The sequence below is a fragment of the Streptomyces sp. NBC_01006 genome (genome assembly GCF_045162725.1).
GTDB lineage: Bacteria > Actinomycetota > Actinomycetes > Streptomycetales > Streptomycetaceae > Streptomyces.
Window position 1 is genome coordinate 300295 of sequence record NZ_CP108700.1, and the last position, 16492, is coordinate 316786.

The 16492-nt window shown below is 71.2% G+C and carries 17 protein-coding genes and 4 pseudogenes; 7 read left to right on the top strand and 14 right to left on the bottom strand.

The window, feature by feature from the left end; translation table 11 throughout:
• The first annotated feature begins 323 nt into the window (after positions 1–323).
• Positions 324–1316 (top strand): DUF4344 domain-containing metallopeptidase, encoded by a 993-nt coding sequence (locus OG509_RS01295; protein ID WP_406179321.1) that lies wholly within the window; start codon positions 324–326, stop codon positions 1314–1316.
• A gap of 102 nt (positions 1317–1418) precedes the next feature.
• On the opposite strand, the gene OG509_RS01300 is transcribed toward OG509_RS01295, so the two are convergent.
• Positions 1419–1697: a hypothetical protein gene (locus tag OG509_RS01300; RefSeq protein ID WP_406179323.1), complete on the bottom strand. Its 279-nt coding sequence runs from the start codon at positions 1695–1697 to the stop codon at positions 1419–1421.
• Positions 1698–2251: 554 nt separating this feature from the next.
• Here OG509_RS01300 and OG509_RS01305 point away from each other — a divergent pair.
• Positions 2252–2751, top strand: a pseudogene (locus OG509_RS01305) (thiamine pyrophosphate-dependent enzyme); the annotation flags it as partial.
• 156 nt (positions 2752–2907) lie between these two features.
• Here the strand turns inward: OG509_RS01305 and OG509_RS01310 are convergent.
• Together OG509_RS01310 and OG509_RS01315 are read right to left on the bottom strand one after the other, a co-directional pair.
• Complete coding sequence (locus OG509_RS01310; protein ID WP_406179325.1) at positions 2908–3585, bottom strand: HAD family hydrolase; 678 nt, start codon at positions 3583–3585, stop codon at positions 2908–2910.
• A gap of 18 nt (positions 3586–3603) precedes the next feature.
• Positions 3604–3804: a hypothetical protein gene (locus OG509_RS01315; protein ID WP_406179326.1), complete on the bottom strand. Its 201-nt coding sequence runs from the start codon at positions 3802–3804 to the stop codon at positions 3604–3606.
• Positions 3805–4637: 833 nt separating this feature from the next.
• Here OG509_RS01315 and OG509_RS01320 point away from each other — a divergent pair.
• Positions 4638–4820: pseudogene (locus OG509_RS01320) on the top strand (iron-containing redox enzyme family protein); the annotation flags it as partial.
• Between the two features lie 220 nt (positions 4821–5040).
• Here OG509_RS01320 and OG509_RS01325 read toward each other — a convergent pair.
• The 9 genes and pseudogenes from OG509_RS01325 to OG509_RS01365 all read right to left on the bottom strand — a co-directional run bounded on the left by OG509_RS01325 (position 5041) and on the right by OG509_RS01365 (position 10929).
• Complete coding sequence (locus OG509_RS01325; RefSeq protein WP_406179328.1) at positions 5041–6006, bottom strand: LLM class F420-dependent oxidoreductase; 966 nt, start codon at positions 6004–6006, stop codon at positions 5041–5043.
• 64 nt (positions 6007–6070) lie between these two features.
• A complete protein-coding gene (locus OG509_RS01330) occupies positions 6071–6556 on the bottom strand; it encodes a flavin reductase family protein (RefSeq protein ID WP_406179330.1) in 486 nt (161 codons plus the stop codon).
• A 24-nt stretch (positions 6557–6580) separates the two neighbouring features.
• A complete protein-coding gene (locus tag OG509_RS01335) occupies positions 6581–7630 on the bottom strand; it encodes an FAD-dependent oxidoreductase (protein WP_406179332.1) in 1050 nt (349 codons plus the stop codon).
• Between the two features lie 138 nt (positions 7631–7768).
• Positions 7769–7996 (bottom strand): hypothetical protein, encoded by a 228-nt coding sequence (locus OG509_RS01340; protein ID WP_406179334.1) that lies wholly within the window; start codon positions 7994–7996, stop codon positions 7769–7771.
• 322 nt (positions 7997–8318) lie between these two features.
• On the bottom strand, positions 8319–8585 hold the full coding sequence (locus tag OG509_RS01345) for a DUF4235 domain-containing protein (RefSeq protein WP_406179336.1): 267 nt from the start codon (positions 8583–8585) through the stop codon (positions 8319–8321).
• The gene (locus tag OG509_RS01350; RefSeq protein WP_406179338.1) at positions 8582–8866 is read right to left on the bottom strand and encodes a hypothetical protein; all 285 of its coding nucleotides are present in this window, start codon (positions 8864–8866) and stop codon (positions 8582–8584) included. Before OG509_RS01350 ends, OG509_RS01345 begins: the two co-directional genes overlap by 4 nt.
• 533 nt (positions 8867–9399) lie before the next feature.
• Positions 9400–9550 (bottom strand): annotated as a pseudogene (locus OG509_RS01355) (RNase H family protein); the annotation flags it as partial.
• Between the two features lie 376 nt (positions 9551–9926).
• The gene (locus OG509_RS01360; protein ID WP_406179340.1) at positions 9927–10496 is read right to left on the bottom strand and encodes a hypothetical protein; all 570 of its coding nucleotides are present in this window, start codon (positions 10494–10496) and stop codon (positions 9927–9929) included.
• Between the two features lie 289 nt (positions 10497–10785).
• Positions 10786–10929: a hypothetical protein gene (locus OG509_RS01365; protein ID WP_406179342.1), complete on the bottom strand. Its 144-nt coding sequence runs from the start codon at positions 10927–10929 to the stop codon at positions 10786–10788.
• A gap of 165 nt (positions 10930–11094) precedes the next feature.
• On the opposite strand from OG509_RS01365, the gene OG509_RS01370 reads away from it, so the two are divergent.
• Together OG509_RS01370 and OG509_RS01375 are read left to right on the top strand one after the other, a co-directional pair.
• Positions 11095–11268, top strand: a complete 174-nt coding sequence (locus tag OG509_RS01370; RefSeq protein WP_406179344.1) for a CsbD family protein — start codon at positions 11095–11097, stop codon at positions 11266–11268.
• 793 nt (positions 11269–12061) lie between these two features.
• Positions 12062–12889, top strand: a complete 828-nt coding sequence (locus tag OG509_RS01375; protein ID WP_406179346.1) for a ribonuclease BN — start codon at positions 12062–12064, stop codon at positions 12887–12889.
• A 209-nt stretch (positions 12890–13098) separates the two neighbouring features.
• Here the strand turns inward: OG509_RS01375 and OG509_RS01380 are convergent.
• Positions 13099–13299: pseudogene (locus tag OG509_RS01380) on the bottom strand (antitermination regulator); the annotation flags it as partial.
• Between the two features lie 133 nt (positions 13300–13432).
• Here OG509_RS01380 and OG509_RS01385 point away from each other — a divergent pair.
• Both OG509_RS01385 and OG509_RS01390 read left to right on the top strand, forming a co-directional pair.
• Positions 13433–13975: a hypothetical protein gene (locus OG509_RS01385; RefSeq protein ID WP_406179348.1), complete on the top strand. Its 543-nt coding sequence runs from the start codon at positions 13433–13435 to the stop codon at positions 13973–13975.
• Between the two features lies 1 nt (position 13976).
• Positions 13977–14453 carry a hypothetical protein gene (locus tag OG509_RS01390; protein WP_406179350.1) on the top strand — a complete coding sequence of 159 codons (477 nt, stop codon included), beginning with the start codon at positions 13977–13979 and terminating at the stop codon, positions 14451–14453.
• 330 nt (positions 14454–14783) lie between these two features.
• Here OG509_RS01390 and OG509_RS01395 read toward each other — a convergent pair whose 3' ends face one another.
• A complete protein-coding gene (locus OG509_RS01395) occupies positions 14784–16379 on the bottom strand; it encodes an alpha/beta hydrolase (protein ID WP_406179351.1) in 1596 nt (531 codons plus the stop codon).
• Between the last annotated feature and the right edge of the window lie 113 nt (positions 16380–16492).

Genomic DNA, 16492 nt, shown 5'->3' on the forward strand with positions numbered 1-16492 from the left:
GCCGCTACGCGACCGAGGCCGCCACCGAGCTCGCCTGAAGCCGACTGCACAGCACGGCCCTGCCACCCTCCTTTCGACCGGCAAGGCGGTGGCGCTGCCGCCTCTCGGCATTCGGGTCCTCCGGGCGCCCGACCGGACCTTCGCCAAGGCCCTCAGGGCGCTGGAGCGGTCGAAACAATCGGCGCGAAGGGCCTGATCCTGAACGCCGGTGCGCCTCCGGAACCGGCGAACAAGTGTGTCCCCCGAACGGGCGGCTCGGCGGGCACCCGCCTCCGGGTGGCCGGAGGATCAGTGTGGGAACACGCGATGGGAGCCGACCAAGGATGCCGAACACCGCCGGTTGCTCGAAGAGGGCGCGCATCGTGCTGTCAGGCGTGGTGGTCCTCGCCGGGGTCGTTCTGACCGGGTGCGGCGGCGATGCCCGCAACGCCGGGCAGGGGCCAGGAGCAGGCCCTCACCTCCAGGCAGCTCGCTCCGGCAGGGTAACCGTCGTCTACGAGGCCCGGACGGTCAAACCGGAGGACCGGGAGGCCGTGGCATTGATCCGGAACTCCCGTGTGCTGGAGCGGACGGCCGACTGGGTGAACAGGACCCTCGTCCTCCCGCACAACATGACCGTCAAGGTCACCGCCGACGTACCGCCCGGTGTCACCGACGCCGTCACCCAGCCCGACGGCAGGACCATCTTCATCCCGCCGTCGTTCCTGACCGACATCGAGAAGGCCCTCGCCAACGTGGTCAAGACCGTCGAACGGCCCGCCCCGTTCCCCGCGTCCGAGTACAACACCGACGATCTGACCGTACTGTCGACCGAGTTCATTTTCGGACATGAGATGGGCCACGCCTTCCAACGTCAGCTCCTCCTGGCCAACCTCGGCCTCGAAGAGGACGCGGCTGACGGCTTCGCGTCCTTCTACACCGTCAACGAGGTCGGGCCGGGCCCCTCGCTGGCTGCCGCGATCCTCTTCGACGAGCTCGCCCGGAAGGAAGGCCGCCTGACCCTGGAAGGCTTGGCGAGCGACCACCCCGTCACCCAGCAACGGGCCTTCAACTTCCTGTGCTACCTGGAGGGCAGCGACCCGAAGAAATACCAGCAGTCCCTGGTCGACAGCGGCTACCTCCCCAAGACCCGCGCCCCCTTGTGCCCACAGGCGTGGGCAATGCTGGACTACGGATGGTGGACCCAGCTCCAGCCCCACTTCAGCGCGGCATTCAGGGCGCAGGGCGGCGAAGAGCAGAGGAAGGCGCACGCGCGGCTGATCGCGGAGACGGAGGCTCTGGCGAAGCGCATCGACGAGATCCGCAGCGGCCACTGAGCCTGCCCGGCGCAGGCCCGTGATGCCCGGCCGGCGCCGCGCCCGGCGCAGAGCCGTCAGCCGCTCCGCAAGCGGTGAGGAGCATGCCGCTCGGCGACTCCATCACCTTCGGCGGGTCTCGGGGTCGACGCTCGCTTCCGCCGGCTTCTTCAACGTCACGAGCTGCTTGCGCATCATGACGAGGTCGCCCCACGCCAGCAGCCGTCGGCGCACCCTGTCTCCGACGGCGTCCCCGCTGCCCACCACAACCTTGACGACCACTCTGGTCCCGCCCTGCCGCGAACGCACGCAACAGCTCACGGCCATGTGGCCGTGGCGAGCGGCGAGGTGTTCGGGGAGCAGACCGGTGACATGCGTGTCGATCCCGAAGTCCGTGATCACGAAGACGAGGAACTGCTCAGTTCCGGAAGGCCGGGGAGGGGCCCCGGGGACTCTTCCGGCCGCGGAAGTCGGTGAGGTCGGCGACGTGGGTACGGCCTCACACAGCACGCCCGCCGATGTCGAGGTGACCAGGACGCTTCCCGGAGCGGCGGCAGCGGTCTGGTGGGAGAGCTGCACGACATAGGTTCCGGGGGCGCTCCGCCGTACCGTCGCGGTTCCCGACGCGCCGGCGCCCCGTACGCGCGCCTGGGCCGCCGTGGGCAGGAACGGGGGGTCGGTGGCGAGACGGGGTACCGAGAGGACGCCTTCGGCCGGGTGGAGGGGTCCGCGGGCTGGAGCGTCGCGCGGCACTGGGCGCGGTCGATGGGCCCCGGGCCGCGCAACGCATCGAGCGCGTCCCCAGGTCGGCACGGCAGCGTTGAGAAGGGTCCGCCGGGCGTGGACGACCGCGGCTGCCGTTCGGACCGAGCTCCGACGGACGCGGCGGCGGTGCGTGCCCTACGAGCTGGCCGTCGGGCTGGTCAGGAACTCGGACCAGACGGCCTTGCCGGTGAGGGCCTAGGCGGCTGATCGGCTCGTACAACCTCGGCTCGATGGCGAACGCCATGCCGCAGGCCCTCGGGGCCCAGCTCTGGGCACCCGACCGGCAGATCGTCGCCTTCTGCGGCGACGGCGGGCTGAGCATGTTGCTCGGCGACCTGATGACCATCACGACGTACCGGCTCCCGGTGAAGCTCGTCGTCTTCGACAACCGGCGGCTGGGCACGGTCAAACTGGAGCAGGAGCAGTCAGGACTGCCCGAATTCGGTACGCAGCTCGACAACCCCGATTGCGCCGCGGTCGCCACGGCCCTCGGCCTGACGGGCATCCGGGTCACCGATCCGACTGAACTCCACGACAGTGTGCGCCGGGCTTTCGAGACCCCGGGGCCGGTCCTGCTGGACGTACTGACCAACCCGAGGAAGTGGCCGTGCCGGGCAAGCCGACCGTGGCCCAGGGGTGGGGCTTCGCCATCGCCAGGGTCAAGGAGACCTTGTCGAGCCGCGAGGACTGAGGGAGCACCCCGGATCGGCGGTCAGCCTCCTCCGCCCGACTCGGGGAGCTGACGCGTCGGCTCCATCGTCTCCCGCCCTCGCCAATGCGTGGTCGTGCTGGAACGCCAACGTGACCGGCTGCCCTTTGTGTCCTGGAGCCGGTCGCCGCTTGGTTCTCAGCGACCGAGGCCGACCGTGTCGGCGAACGGGCTGTCGCTGAGGTGGGCGAGGAGATCTGTGGGATGCCGGTACACGGCCCGGGCCCCGGCCTCTTCGAGGTCGCCGCGGGGGATGCCGCCGCACAGGAGTCCCACGCAGGCGACGCCGGCGCGGCTGCCTGCCCGCATGTCCCAGATCGTGTCGCCGACGAAGACGGAGTCGCGCGCGCGTGCGTCCACGAGATCGAGGGCGTGGTACACCGGGTCGGGTGCGGGCTTGCCTTCCTCCACGTCGTCTGCGCTGGCCGTCGCGGTGATGGCGTCGTCGGCGTCGACGGCACGTCGCAGGGCATCGAGTTCGGCCTGCTGAGCGGAGGTGACGAGCACCACGCGCCAGCCGCGCCGGTCCAGCTCGCGCAGCAGATCGGCTGCCGCGGCCAGCGGCGGCAGCCGGTCGAAGTACGTGCCGTAGAGAGTGTCGTGCGCGGTGGTCAGCGTGTCGTCCTGGTCCGTGTCGCGGTCCTCACCCAGCAGATGCGCAAGGAGGTCCTCGCCAGGCAGACCGATCGCGCGGTGGATGTCGTGCATGGCGACGTCGTGGCCGCCCTGCCTCAGGGCCTCCCACCAGCACGTAACGTGAAGGTGGTTGGTGTCGGCAAGGGTTCCGTCGACGTCGAACAGTGCGGCCCGGTTCATGCGCGTCTCCCGCCGGGTTCAGTGGCCGAGCTTGCGCTTGAGTTCGGCCTCGTTCATGGAGGAGCGGCCGTGCAGGTCGCGGCGCTGGGCCTCCGCGTAAAGCTGGTCGTAGGTGTGTCCTTCCGAGCCGCTGTGGGAGCGCTGTCCGCCACGCTCCTGCGCACTCTCCTTGATGTGCTCGTACTGCCGCTGACGCTTCGGACTGGATCCTCGGGGCATGACGGACTCCTCTGCGAGGTGGGCGGCCGACGCGGCGGAGCCTTCGCGCGGCCGTTTCCGGATGGGGTGGAGCGGGATCCACAGACCCTGCCCTCCTCCGGAACGTCGAGGTCGAGCGGCGGCGGCCGGTGCCCGCGGCCCGCCGTCCTGGGTTGCCAGGACCGGATCATGTCGGGTGTCTACCCGCTCCTCCCCTTCGCACTCCTCACACCCCGGCGCCCGGGCTTGCCCCTGGCGGACGCGGGCGCGGACGGATCTCATCCGGGAAAACGCGCGGCGGGTTGAGGCCCGGTTTCCGGGTAGCCGCCCCTTGCCGACGTCAGATGTGTTCCATTGCCGCGGGCCACGGCCCGTCCGGGAGGTGACCGCGTGCTCAGTGCCGCATCGACGGCCGCGCAGACCCCACGGCCGGCAGTTTTCGCACGGTCCGGCGCGTACCGACCGCACGCCGATACACGGCTGCTGGCCGAAGCTCTCGCCCGGGAGGAACTGGCGCCCGTGTACGGCCGTGATGGCGATCGGCACCGGCGCTCGCGCTCCACGCAGCCGCCGTGGGAGCCCGTGTCACGGCGGTGGACGTGTCCTGGTCGGCCGTGATCGCCGCGCGCCAACCCGCCGTACGTTTCCTCCCCGCACCCGCGGCTGCCGACCCGCGAGCCGAGCGAGCCTGGGAGGCCGGTCGGACCGGACCCCTGTCATCCACAGGATCTGTGCGACGGCGACTTCGACGCTGCGGCCCGGCGGCGTTCTGCTCATGGTCCACTCCGGCATGTGCGACGCGCGGGCCACTGTGCGGCAGCTGGAAGGGATCGGGCTTACCGTCCGGGTGGTTCTCCGCACGCCTGAGCGGTCGCGCCAAGGCCCGCATGGTGGGCGTCGAGTACGACGAGTTCGGCGCCGGCCGCGCCGACCGCATCCACGCGCAGCTCTTCGCCGACCTCATGACCGCCCTCGGCCTCGACCCCGCATACGGCGCCCACCCGTACCGCGCCCCGGCAGCCCTGCTCGCCAACGTCGCCCGGCCGGCGCCGTACACGAACAGGCCGTACGCCACGAGGTCGTCTGCGGACTACTCGCGACGAGCCCGAGCCGGAGGGGGACGTCACCTTCGGGTGCGAGGAACAGCCGTCCCCCTCTCCTCGGTATCTGCCTCCACGATCATCTGACCGGTGCCGGTTCCGGTACGGCGTGTGCCTGGTGATCGCTCGCGGCCCTGGCCATGCGCAGGAGGCGGTTTCACAGCTCCCCCAGGGCCGGAAGCAGCTTCCTTGCGGACCACTCCAGGAAAGGCTCCTGCTTGTCGCCGCCGATCTGGATCAGGGCGACCTCGGTGAATCCCGCCTCGACGTACGGGCGTGCTGCTTCGACGAAGGCGTCCACGTCCTCGCCACAGGGGACGGCGTCTGCGACGTCCTCGGGCCTGGTGCGCTGCGAGGCCTGGGCGAAGGCCGCGGGGCCGGGGAGTTCCGCGTTGACCTTCCAGCCGCCGAGCGCCCAGCGGAACTGGTCGTGCGCCCGGGCCACCGCCGCGTCCCGATCGGGGTCGTAGGACACCGGGAGCTGGCCCACGCAGGGCTTGCCCGAGCCTCCGTACGCGCCGAACGCGGTCAGCAGCTCCTGATTCGGCTCCGTGGCGATGAGCAGATCGCCGTAGCGGCCCGCGATCTCGCAGGAGCGGTCACCGGAGACGGCGACCCCGATCGGGGGCGGAACGTCGGGGAGGTCCCAGAGTCTGGCGTTCTCCACGTCGAAGTGGGTTCCGTGGTGGCTGACGTACCCGCCGGCGAACAGGGAGTGGATGATCCCCACGGCTTCCTCGAGCATGTCCAGGCGGACGTGGGCGGCGGGCCAGCCCGCGCCGACGATGTGTTCGTTGAGGTTCTCGCCCGAGCCCAGGCCCAGCCGGAAGCGCCCCTGGGACAGGAGCTGCATCGTGGCCGCCTTCTGGGCGATCACCGCGGGGTGGTAGCGGAAGGTCGGGCAGGTCACGTACGTCATGAGCGGGATCCGGGAGGTGGCCTGCGCGGCGGCGCCCAGGACGCTCCACGCGTAGGGCGCGTGTCCCTGGGCTTCCAGCCAGGGGAAGGAGTGGTCGGAGATGACGGAGAAGTCGAACCCTGCTCGCTCCGCGCCCACCACGTGGTCGACCAGTTCCCGGGGCCCGGCCTGCTCGGTCATCATCGTGTACCCGATTCGCACCATGCCGGGCGCCTTACCGCTTCCGCCCCGTGGAAACGTGTCGGCCCGTCCGGCCGAGGCGGTGGCCTCAGGCCGGGTGACCGGGCTCCAGATGCTGCAGCTCCCGGTACCGGAGCAGCGGCGGCGGGCCCTCGTTCTGCGGGCATACTGCCACGGGTACCAGGAGGAAGCCCACGTGGTCGCCGCGCTCGATACGCCCTTCGATCCGGCCGGTGAACCACGTGGAGAGCTGCTCCAAGACCGGACTGCCTGCTTCTCCCGGACGCCATCCGACCCGCGCGAACTTGTCCACCCGGTCGCCCGTCTCCCCTCCGAAGAGCTCCGCCAGTGCCCGGTCCTCCCGGTGGAGCAGGTGCACGGTGAGGTACTCGGCCTCGCACGCGACGCGGTAGGTGTGGTTGGCGATCGACAGCCAGACGACGAACCTCGGCGGGTCGATGGAACACTGCGAGGCGAATCCCACGAGGCAACCCGCCCGCTCGCCACCGGATGCGGCAGTGACCACGTACATCGGGCCGTCGAGCGCGTCGGTGAAGGGGTCGAGCTCCGTCACGGCGCCTCCTAGGCAGGGGTGCGCTCACAGACCGAGGTCGAGGAAGGCCTTCTCCACGACCTCGGTGAGCGCGGGATGGATCCAGTACGCAGACGTGGCAAGGGTGGTGGCGTCGATGCCGAGCGTCGCCGCCAGGAGCAAGGGCTGGATCAGGGTGGCGGCCTGCGCGCCCATCAGGTGGGCGCCGAGGAGTCGTCCGGTGCCGGGCTCGGCGAGGACTTCGCAGAAGCCGGTGATGTCCTCCATCGCCCGGCCGTACGCGATGTCGCCGTAATCGGCGATGCATACGCAGTAGTCCAGCCCCTTGTCACGGCAGTCCTGCTCGGTGGCGCCGACCGAAGCGATCTGGGGCTGGGTGAAGACCGCCGCCGGCACCACTTCGTGGTCGCACGCGATCAGGTCGTCCGGGCGGCTGAGGTTGTGCGCCACGACCTCAGCCTCGCGGTTGGCCACGTGCTTGAGGGACACCGGCGAGCAGACGTCCCCCGGAGCGAAGACGCCGTCCGCGCTGCTCCGCTGATGGCGCTCGACGCGTACGCGGCCGTCCTCGTGGGTGGCGATGCCGGCCGCTTCGAAGTTCAGCCGGTCGCCGTTCGGGACCCGGCCAACCGCGACGAGCAGCATGTCGGCCTCGACCGCCGACCCGTCGTCCAGGGTCAGCCGCAGCGCACCCGGCCGTCCGCCGAGCGCCGTGCCCTCCCGGCCGTGCCTGAGGTCGTAACGGGAGCGGACCAGTGATGTGAACCGTTCTGAGACCGTTTCGTCCTGTGGGCCGAGCAGGCGCTCCTCCTTCTCCACGATGGTGACGGAGCTCCCCATCTCGGTGAACACCTCAGCCAGCTCAGCCGCAATGCAGCCCCCGCCGAGGTCGGCCAGGCGCCGCGGCGGAGCCTCGTTCCGCATGACGGTGTCGGAGGTCTCGTACGGCAGGCCCGCCTCCGCGTCGGGCGCAGGGACCAGGGGCCGACCGCCCGTAGCGACGACGATCCGCCCGGCGCTGATGTCGACGGGCCCGCCCGGCCGGTCGATCCGGAAGGTCTTGGGCCCGGTGAACCGGGCACCGTCCTCGTACACGGTGATCGAGTCCTCTTGCTCGCGATCCCTCCGCCCAGTGTCCCGTGCGGCGTCCAGCCGGCCGAAGACCCGGTCACGCCCACGGCATCCCGTTCCCGACGGGCCGCGGAACGCATTCAGACCGGGTTCACGCCAACCTCACGCAGAGTCCGCCTCTCGGGCGTTGTCCGGGTGGATCTGCTCTTCACGGCCGATGCCCGAACGGTGGCGCTTGGCACGGTGACCCCCGGCATCCGCGTCGTCCTCTACCCTCCCCCGGACGACGGCATCGTCCGCCTGGCGCCGGGCCTCACGGTCGCCGCTCTCGCCTACGGCTTCGGACGGCGTGGTCCGCGGCCGTCGCCCGGACTTCTCGTTGTCCGCCATCGCGTCCTCCTTCGGTGGTCCCTATCTCCCGCGACTACCCCACACCGACGCCCCGAAGCCTGTCGATCCGTGAGCGGCCATGGTCTCCGTGGCGGGCGGCAGCCTTCTCGACACGGTCGTCGTGACCTCTTCCGACGTCGCTGCCAGGGCAACAGGTGAGAGATCGGCCCGCAGCACCCGCGGCCTTGCCGGGGAGGTCCGGGCAGAGACCCGGAACAGCACTGCGTTACCGAGCCCGGAGCCTGGTGGAGTGCCTCGTCGAGCATGATCCGTACGGTGTCCATGTGAACGGCGTACACCCGGGCGGAGCTGCGCCCGGCTCTCACGCCGGCCAGGTACCGGACAAGCGCCGGACGGCCACGGCCCCCGACCTCTCCACGGCCGCTTTGACGAGGGCGAAAATCGCCCCTTGGATGGCGGCCGCGATCAGTATCTCGCGCCACTTCCGCTCTTCGTCCGTGGCGTTCGGCGCATCGCCTTCGTGGCCTGCGAGTTTCCACACCTTCTTGAAGAGCGCCCCGGACACAAGGCCGGCCCCGGCCCCGAGCGCCAGCCCGACCGGCTTGTAGGCGACTTTCGATGCCTTCATCTCAGACCTCCACGGCGACGGACCCCCACGGCCGCCCCTATCAGCAGGGCCGCCCCGGCCAGGAGCAGAAGCTCCAGGTCCCGGGCGACGGCATCGGCGCGTCCGGCCCTCGCCCCGACCATCGCGGGGACCGCGTCCTGTACGAGGCTTCCCGCATCGGCGGTCGTCCGGGGCATCCGGGTGGCGGTAGCGCTCGCTTCGGCGCCGACCCGTTCGATGGCCACGACCGCCCAGTGTCCGGCCGTTGTACGCGGGTACATGCGTGCGGCGACGTCTTTCATGCGCGTGACCTCTCTTCGTCCCGGCGGGGGCTCGTGCGGGTCGGAGTTCTCATGCCGGCGGCCCGGCAGGGTCACCGGGTGCCCTCGTTGCGCGTCTGCCCGTCCGCCGCCCATGCACACCGCGAATCACTCAGGACGGAAAGTCCATTGCGATCCGTCCCACCCGGGTCTGCGCGCCGCGAACGGGATCGTGGTCCCGGCCACTGCCTGCACCAGGGCGGCGGCGCCCGAACGCGGTGTGGCTCTTCGTCGCCTGCGCTTCGAGGAGCCGCACCGGCCGAACCCTGGGGGCTCTGCCATGGCCTGCTGGGCCTGCCGCCGGGTTCAATCCCCGGACCGGTCCCGCTTGCCCGCCCGGCGCTGGGCCCCAGTGCTCAGCGTAAGCGCGTCACCGGCCTCCCGGTCCTGAGCTGCTCGGGTCGGACCGGCTTCCGCCGGTCGTGCCACGTCTCTCGCGAAACCGGGACGCGGGCGGCAGGAGCCACATGTGACAGCCCGCCTGCCCCTCCCGCCCCGGTCTCCCGCTCGGCCGGCAGCGCGTCGATCTGCTCCACGAGACCCCCGCTAGCCACGGGGTTTGCCCGCTGCGGTCTTCCATCAGTTGCGCTTCCAGGCCGGGAGCCATTGGGCCACCGCCTTCACGGCGTACTGGGAGTCCATACGGACCTCGACGGGCGTCCCGGGACCAGGGACTCCAGCAGCCGTGAAAGCCATCGGCCAGCCGGGCGTTGTATAGAGCCGCCGATGCCGGGCAGGAGCGCCGGATCGTGGTGGTCCGGCTGCCAAGGCAGTACCCAAGCACTGGTCGGCCGGGGGCGCCACGACACCCCACAGGCAGGGCGCCGATGCCGAAGGCCTGCTCTCGGTCGTGACGGAGACCTCGTCCGGGCTGACCGGACTCGTCATGGTGGGACACGACCCGGGTGTCCACGAGCTGGTGACGCGTCTGTGCGGCGACGGTCCGAAGCAGCTTGTGCAGCGGGTGCACTCGATTCTGGGTACCCGGCGACGACTGAGTGTCCGGTTGCGGCGTGGGACCGTGCGATCGCCGGCAGCCGGCCTAGAACGCGCCGCGAGGGAGGGACTGGCCAACGGACGGACCGGCAGCCTGGGTGCGGGCGTTGCTGCCCGGGGCAAAGACCCGGAGGGCACACATCGTGCGCAACCTTTCGAGCGTCTCGGCTTGTTCTTCCGCCCGGTCCAGGAGCCACGCGAGCTGTGCCTTGTCGAGGCGGTCATCACCGTCTGCGAGGCTGCGCAGGCTGCGCCAGCAGGACCGCTTTCCTTCCACGCCCAGCCGCATCGCTTCGAGTTCGATGACGTCGCTGAGCGGCGAACGCAAGAAGAGGCGTCCGTTCAGCTTCAGGCGCCCCGCCTTCTCCCCCAGCCAGCCCAGGGCGGCTCGGGAACGTCGTACGGGTACCTCCAGGCTCCCCATGATCTCCTTAAGGGATTCCCGGTCCTGCTCGACTTCCCGAGCCAGACGTTCCAGCTGCGGGCCGAGGGGCCTGCCGTCATGGGCCTTCGCTGCCCGGTTCAGCAGCTCGAGTCCTGCGCTGGATCCCGCGAGGTGATCGTTGAGGTAGAGACCAAGCAGATGGGAGGAGTCCTGTGCCGATGGCGTGTGCATGATCGCACCTCCAGTGGATCGGTGCCGGGGGACGACGCCCCGAGTTGCGGCTACCCCCTGCCGGGCCGTTCCACGCACGCGCGCTTCGAGGCCTGTGGCGTTGATCAGCGCGCATCGGCGGGAGCGCGCGCCGGAAGTCCCCTGTCTGCGCAAGCTGGTCGCGGGAGGCCTCGGCGACGTGAATCTGCTGCCGCACGCCCCTGCCGCGCGGTCAACCGTCGGCGCCGCCGGCCGGTGTGCCTCCCGCCAACGCGCAACGTGGAGTCGGGGGTCTGCAAGGTCTACGCGGTCAGCGCGGGAACCGGCGCCGTTCGTGCCTGCGTTCGCCTTCCGGGGTGGCGAAGGACGACTCGTGGACGACCAGGCTCGCCTCGTCCGCGGGCACGGCCCGAACCAGCTCGTCATGGGTCGGATCGCCCTCCAGCTCCGTCACGAGGCCACCCGAATCCGTGTGCACCGCAGCCGGGGCCCTGCGTGTCCGGACGACGACTCACCGTCGATCTCCCCACCGACCTGACGTCCCCTTGGTTTGGCAACCGAAATCGCGGTCAGAAGCAGCACGTACGGTTTGTCCCCATCCCCCCGGGAGTGATCGGCTGTGTCGAAAAACGAGAAGAGCCGAGCCAAGGCCGAGCAGGCCAAGGGCAAGCTCAAGGAGACGGCTGGCCGTGCGGTGGGCAACGAGAGCCTGACCGCCGAGGGGCGCGCCGAGAAGGCGAAGGGCGACGCCCGCCAGGCCAAGGAGAAGATCAAGGACGTCTTCAAGGGTTGACCCGCCGAGGCGCCCGTCATGGTTCCCGTCCCGGGCCCACGGCGGGCGCACGGCCCCAGTATGGACAGCTGGCACCCAGACCGACTCATGGCCCGACCGGTCTGGCCAGCCCGGTCGGGCCCTTACCTTTACACCCACCAGCTGCGCGCGGCGTCGGAGCCGGGATCGGGAGGGGGTGCCGTACTGGCGGCCGCGGGCCGGTCGGTCGGGCACCCGCCACAGGGCGGTGGCGCGCCACGACACTCTTTCGAGAAGGAACTGCAAAGGGAACAGGCGAAGTTCGCCACCGAACCGGTGACTCGAAGCATCGACACCCGTGCTCGTGGCCGCCCTGGTCCGTGCCTTGTCGAGACCGCCGCCCGAGCCTGGCGCGACGGGGAGCCGCCCGCCCGCATCGGTACGCACCCGCTCCGGTTGGCGGCATGGCGGGCCGGCCGATCAGGGCTGGGCGGACCTCTTCTCCATCCCGAAACCATGAAGGGATCGCCGGTCTGCTGGAGCGGGGCAACGGGGCCCGTATCCAACGCGAGTCCTTGCCCACACAGGGCGACCTCGCCGCCGCCGTGATCACCCACTGCGCGCACATCACGGCCGACTCCCTCTCCTGACCCCGGACCAGATCGCCCCCAACGGTGGAGTCCCCACCCGGGACGTCCTACCGTGGGAACAGCGGCAGCTGGAGCGGCCATGATCGTCACGTCACTCTCGGACCCCGCGTCCGGATCGTCACGCTCGGCAACGAAGATCCTGCAGTGCCGACCGGGTCGTCGGCACCCGCGGGTGCCCCGTCGCGATGCCCGAATCTGAGCGGCCCGGCCGGATGTCGCCCTTCGGGCGCCTAGGCAGCGCGGTCCGTCGTGTCCGGGCCGGGCGCCGTTGGGGACGCGTGCGGGAAGTGGACCTGTGGCACCGCGCGCTGGGGTTCGCCGCGCTCGGGTTCCTCACGCTGGTACCGCTGCTGATCGTCATATCCGCGGCGGACGCCGCCGGCGGGCGGGGGTTCGCCCAATGGCTCGGGGACGGACTCGGCGTGTCGGCGGCCGCCAGGGTCGAGATCGAGCGGCTCTTCGCCCTCCCGGGCCAGGCATGGCGGACCACGACGGCGTTCGGCCTCGCCCTGCTCGCCGTGTTCGGCCTGTCATTCGGCACGCTGCTGCAGAACGGCTACGAAAGGATCTGGGACCTGCCCCCCGCCCGCTGGTGGGCCAGATGGCGCCACGTGCTGTGGCTCGCCGTACTCATCGGCGTCCTCTACCTGTCGGCATTCTCCCCGCCGTGGCGCGACTCCCCGGCCCGCGGCTACGTGACGTTCGCAATAGGCATGCTGTTCTTCTGGTGGTCCCAGCGGCTGCTGCTCGCCGGACGGATCCGGTGGACCGCCTTGTTCCCGGGGGCGGCGGCCACCATGGTCGGGCTGCTCGGGCTCCGGATCTTCTCCCGGCTGGTCTTCTCACCGCTGATCGCCTCCAGCGCCGTGACATACGGGCCCTTCGGAACCGTCCTCGTCATCCAGTCCTGGCTCGTCGCCATCGGCGTCGTCGTGTTCGGCGGCGCGCTCACCGGCCGATTGCTCCACGACGAGCTGCTGCGCCGAGCGAACCCCGCGGACGGTGGTCGCTGAGGAACCCCTGGTCAGCCGTACCGCCCGGGACGGAGGGCAGGGCGGCGCAGCACGCCCCCCGGCGGGCCGGCAGCCCGCCCAGGTCCCCGGCCCCGGCGCCCGCCGCGTTCACGAGATGCCGGAGCGAGTCCTGCACCGAGGAGTCCCGCCGTTCCACCAGTCCCCCTGAACATCAGCAGGGTCTCGCCCGATTCGAGTTCTGCGGAGTCGGCGTAGGCGTGGGCGTGGGCGAGTTGGTCCCTGGTCGGCCAGCGCGACCTCGGTCCAGTGCTGGGCGGATATGTTCTGGTTCTCCCCGCGCACAGCGCACAGCTGCTGGTCCGCGTCGAAGACGTGCTCGGCAACGACGCGATGTGGCGGGCGATTCCGTCGGGCCTGCGGAGGCCGAGATCGACCGGGGCGGGACAGCGGATGGCGCCTGCTCGATGGCGGTGAATTCAAACCCGGCTGCCGGGATCGGCGCCACCCGTACGGGTTTCCGCGGCGCCCACTGGGGCAGCCGCGTGACGAGAGACGAAGAGCCCCCGGAACGGAGGCCTGAAGATGTCAACCAACTCGCTGATAGCCGTCATCGTAGTGGCGGTGGTGGTCGTGCTCGCGCTCGCGGCGCTGCTGTGGATGCTGGCCCGGCGACGCCACCTGCGTGAACAGTTCGGGCCGGAGTACGACCGGACCGTCGAGGAGCAGGGCGACAAGCGCTCCGCCGAGCGCGATCTGCGCGCCCGTGAGGAGCGGCACGACCAACTCGACATCAAGGAGCTGTCGCCCGAGCGCCAGCGCCAGTACGCGGACGAGTGGACACGTGTGCAGCAGCAGTTCGTGGACCGGCCGGAAGGCTCCGTGGCAGGGGCCGACGATCTCCTGACCCGGCTGATGGGTGAGCGCGGCTATCCCACCGACGGGTACGACGGGCAGCTGCGGGACCTGTCAGTGGAGCACGGGCGCACGCTCGAGGAATACCGGGCCGCCCACGCCGTCAAGGTGCGCAGCGGTGCAGGAGAGGCCACGACAGAGGAGCTGCGCGGGGCGATGGTGCACTACCGCGCCCTGTTTGAGGAGCTACTCTCCGACCAGAGGAGCCGATGACATGCGTGACCACGAGGAGAAGGCGGGGCGGGAGTCCGAGCCCGTCCTGACGACGGAAGACCTCGCACGTCCGGCGCCGCCCCGTGACCGGGACGCGGCCGTCTACCCCGGCGAGGCCACCGGCGGGCGGGACGACTCGACCCGAGCGTCGGCGGACGGGCCTGCCGGGGACCAGGAGAGGGAGCCGGGTCGCGAACCCGAGAGCGAAGAGGAGCCGCTGCTGGGCGCCGCGGAGGCGGAGCGGTACCGCACCACGTGGGGCGAGATCCAGGGCCGGTTCGTCGATGACCCTCAGGAGGCGGTCCGGTCGGCGGACGCCTTGGTGGCGGAGGTCATGCAGAGCTTCGCGGGCACCCTCTCCGAGCACCGGAGCGGGCTGGAGAAGCAGTGGGACCGCGGGGAGCAGGTGGCCACCGAGGACCTGCGGCAGGCCCTGCGGGCCTACCGTTCGCTGGTCAACCGGCTGCTGGACACCTGAGCCGCAGATCGGGAAGTGCTCGTGCCCCGCCGGACCACTGCCGGGCGGGGCACCTTCGTACGGGAACCGCATGCCGTTCCCGGCCGTACAGGCCTTGACGAGGGGATGCCGCCCGTCCACCCCACTTCCGGGCAGGACCGGACGAAGAGCGGCTGACCGCCGAACCGGGGACAGGCGCGCCATCGGGCGAGGGTCAGTGGTCTGGACAGCGGACAGCACAGACGGGTGCATGGTGAGGGCCTCCGTGTCGGGAGGGTGAAAGTGGCGGCGGTCGGCCCCATGAACGGGGCGTCCGCCGGAGTCAGCGCCCGGGCTTGGGGGGCCGCTGCGTCAGGAGAAGGGAACCTTGTCCGGGCGGCAGACCGTGCCGGAGGGTGGGAGCGTCCCGTCGACGAAGTAGCTGCTCTCGTACGCGCTGATGCAGCTGCTGCCGTTGTTGAACAGCGCGGTGTGTCCGTACCCGTCGTTCGTGAGCAGGCGGGCGTCCGCCAGCTCACCCGCCATGGCCTGGGCGCCCGTGTAGGGAGTGGAGGGGTCGTACCGGGTCCCGATCACCAGGACGGGACGGGCGGTGGGCCTGTTCCACGGGCCGTCGTACCCGGCGGCGGACCGGGCAGGCCAGGTGGCGCAGGGCTCCGCCGCCCACGTCCAGAAGCGTCCCGCGTCGCCGGCCCGCCGGGCGCTGTCCTCCTCCAGGCCCTGGTACACGGCGGGGTCGCGCGGGTTGGGGCTGTCGGCGCACCACACGGCAGCCGCCTGCTCGTCTCCCAGGTACGGGTTCGGCTGGGCAACCGGGGGCGGCGGCGGGTACACCGGGGGCTCGGGGGCACGGCCCTGCGACAGCTCCTGGAGCCTGCGAGCGAGAGCTGTCCAGCCGGGGTCGACGATATAGAGGCCGTTCACCGTGTCCGCGACCGTCCTGGCGTACGTCCATGGGCCGATCGGACGCTCTCGTAGCCGCTGCATCAGCCGGTCGAACTTGTCGCGGGTGCCCTCGGGGCTGCCTGCTGAGAAGGCGCAGCGGGCAGCGGGCGCCGATCCGCACAGGGCGAGGAACCGGTCCAGGGTGGCCGCGGCGGTGCGGTCCGAGCCCATGCGCAGGAGGGTCGTGGTGCGGGGCTCACCCCGCGGGGCGCCGTCAGTCCAGGCCCGGGGGGCGATGTTGCTGTCGAGGACCATGGCGCGGACGCTGCCGGGGAAGAGGTTGGCGTAGGTGGCGCCGAGGATCGTGCCGTAGGAGACGCCGAGGTAGTTCAGCTGCGGGTCGCCCACCGACCGGCGGAGCAGGTCGAGGTCCCGGGCGGTGTCGGCGGTCGACACGTGGCGCAGCAGGTCCGGGTCGCGCTTCTCGCAGCGTCGGCCGAGGTCCTCGTAGGCGTCGATCCACGCCTTCCGCTCCTGCCCGCCCACCGGGAAGCCGCCGGGTGGGCGGGCTGCCCAGGTCCTGGCCTCCTCGGTGGTGTCGAAGCAGTTCACGGCCGTGCTGTTGCCGATCCCGCGCGGGTCCCAGCTGACGATGTCGAACCGTTCCCGCAGTTCCTTCGGGAAGGCGTCATAGTTCTGCGGCACCTGCACGGTCCCGGGGCCCCCGGGACCGCCGGGGTTCACAAACAGGGTGCCGATGCGCCGGCCGGGACCGGTGGCCTGCCGGCGGACGAGTGCCAGGTCGATGGTGCGGCCCGCGGGGGCGGCGTGGTCGAGCGGCACCTTCGCCGTGGCGCAGTCCCACGGGCTGCCAAGCCTGCACGGACTCCAGTCCAGTCTCGGAACGGTCACCGAAGGTGAGGGGTAGGGGGGCGCGGGCGCGGGGGGCGCATCGTGTGCGGCGGCGGGTCCGGGCCCGGTGAGCAGCACCGAGCAGGCGAGCGCCGCGGTGAGAACTGCCGCACGGCGTCGGCGGCGGGCTGGGGGCTCTGGTGCGGACATGTTCCGCCCTCCTCCGTCACGGCGAGGGCTCGGTCCGGCGGTCGATGCCGCCGCATCGGTACACACGCCCATGCCACCACGAAACCGCAATTCGGCGGCGCGCGCGAGCCGGG

Bases quoted from the DNA above. Each gene is read 5' to 3' on its own strand.
- OG509_RS01295 (WP_406179321.1), top strand. From the start codon at position 324: ATGCCGAACACCGCCGGTTGCTCGAAGAGGGCGCGCATCGTGCTGTCA.
- OG509_RS01310 (WP_406179325.1), bottom strand. From the start codon at position 3,585: ATGAACCGGGCCGCACTGTTCGACGTCGACGGAACCCTTGCCGACACC.
- OG509_RS01315 (WP_406179326.1), bottom strand. From the start codon at position 3,804: ATGCCCCGAGGATCCAGTCCGAAGCGTCAGCGGCAGTACGAGCACATC.
- OG509_RS01325 (WP_406179328.1), bottom strand. From the start codon at position 6,006: ATGGTGCGAATCGGGTACACGATGATGACCGAGCAGGCCGGGCCCCGG.
- OG509_RS01340 (WP_406179334.1), bottom strand. From the start codon at position 7,996: ATGGCGGACAACGAGAAGTCCGGGCGACGGCCGCGGACCACGCCGTCC.
- OG509_RS01345 (WP_406179336.1), bottom strand. From the start codon at position 8,585: ATGAAGGCATCGAAAGTCGCCTACAAGCCGGTCGGGCTGGCGCTCGGG.
- OG509_RS01350 (WP_406179338.1), bottom strand. From the start codon at position 8,866: ATGAAAGACGTCGCCGCACGCATGTACCCGCGTACAACGGCCGGACAC.
- OG509_RS01360 (WP_406179340.1), bottom strand. From the start codon at position 10,496: ATGCACACGCCATCGGCACAGGACTCCTCCCATCTGCTTGGTCTCTAC.
- OG509_RS01375 (WP_406179346.1), top strand. From the start codon at position 12,062: ATGCCCGAATCTGAGCGGCCCGGCCGGATGTCGCCCTTCGGGCGCCTA.
- OG509_RS01385 (WP_406179348.1), top strand. From the start codon at position 13,433: ATGTCAACCAACTCGCTGATAGCCGTCATCGTAGTGGCGGTGGTGGTC.
- OG509_RS01390 (WP_406179350.1), top strand. From the start codon at position 13,977: ATGCGTGACCACGAGGAGAAGGCGGGGCGGGAGTCCGAGCCCGTCCTG.
- OG509_RS01395 (WP_406179351.1), bottom strand. From the start codon at position 16,379: ATGTCCGCACCAGAGCCCCCAGCCCGCCGCCGACGCCGTGCGGCAGTT.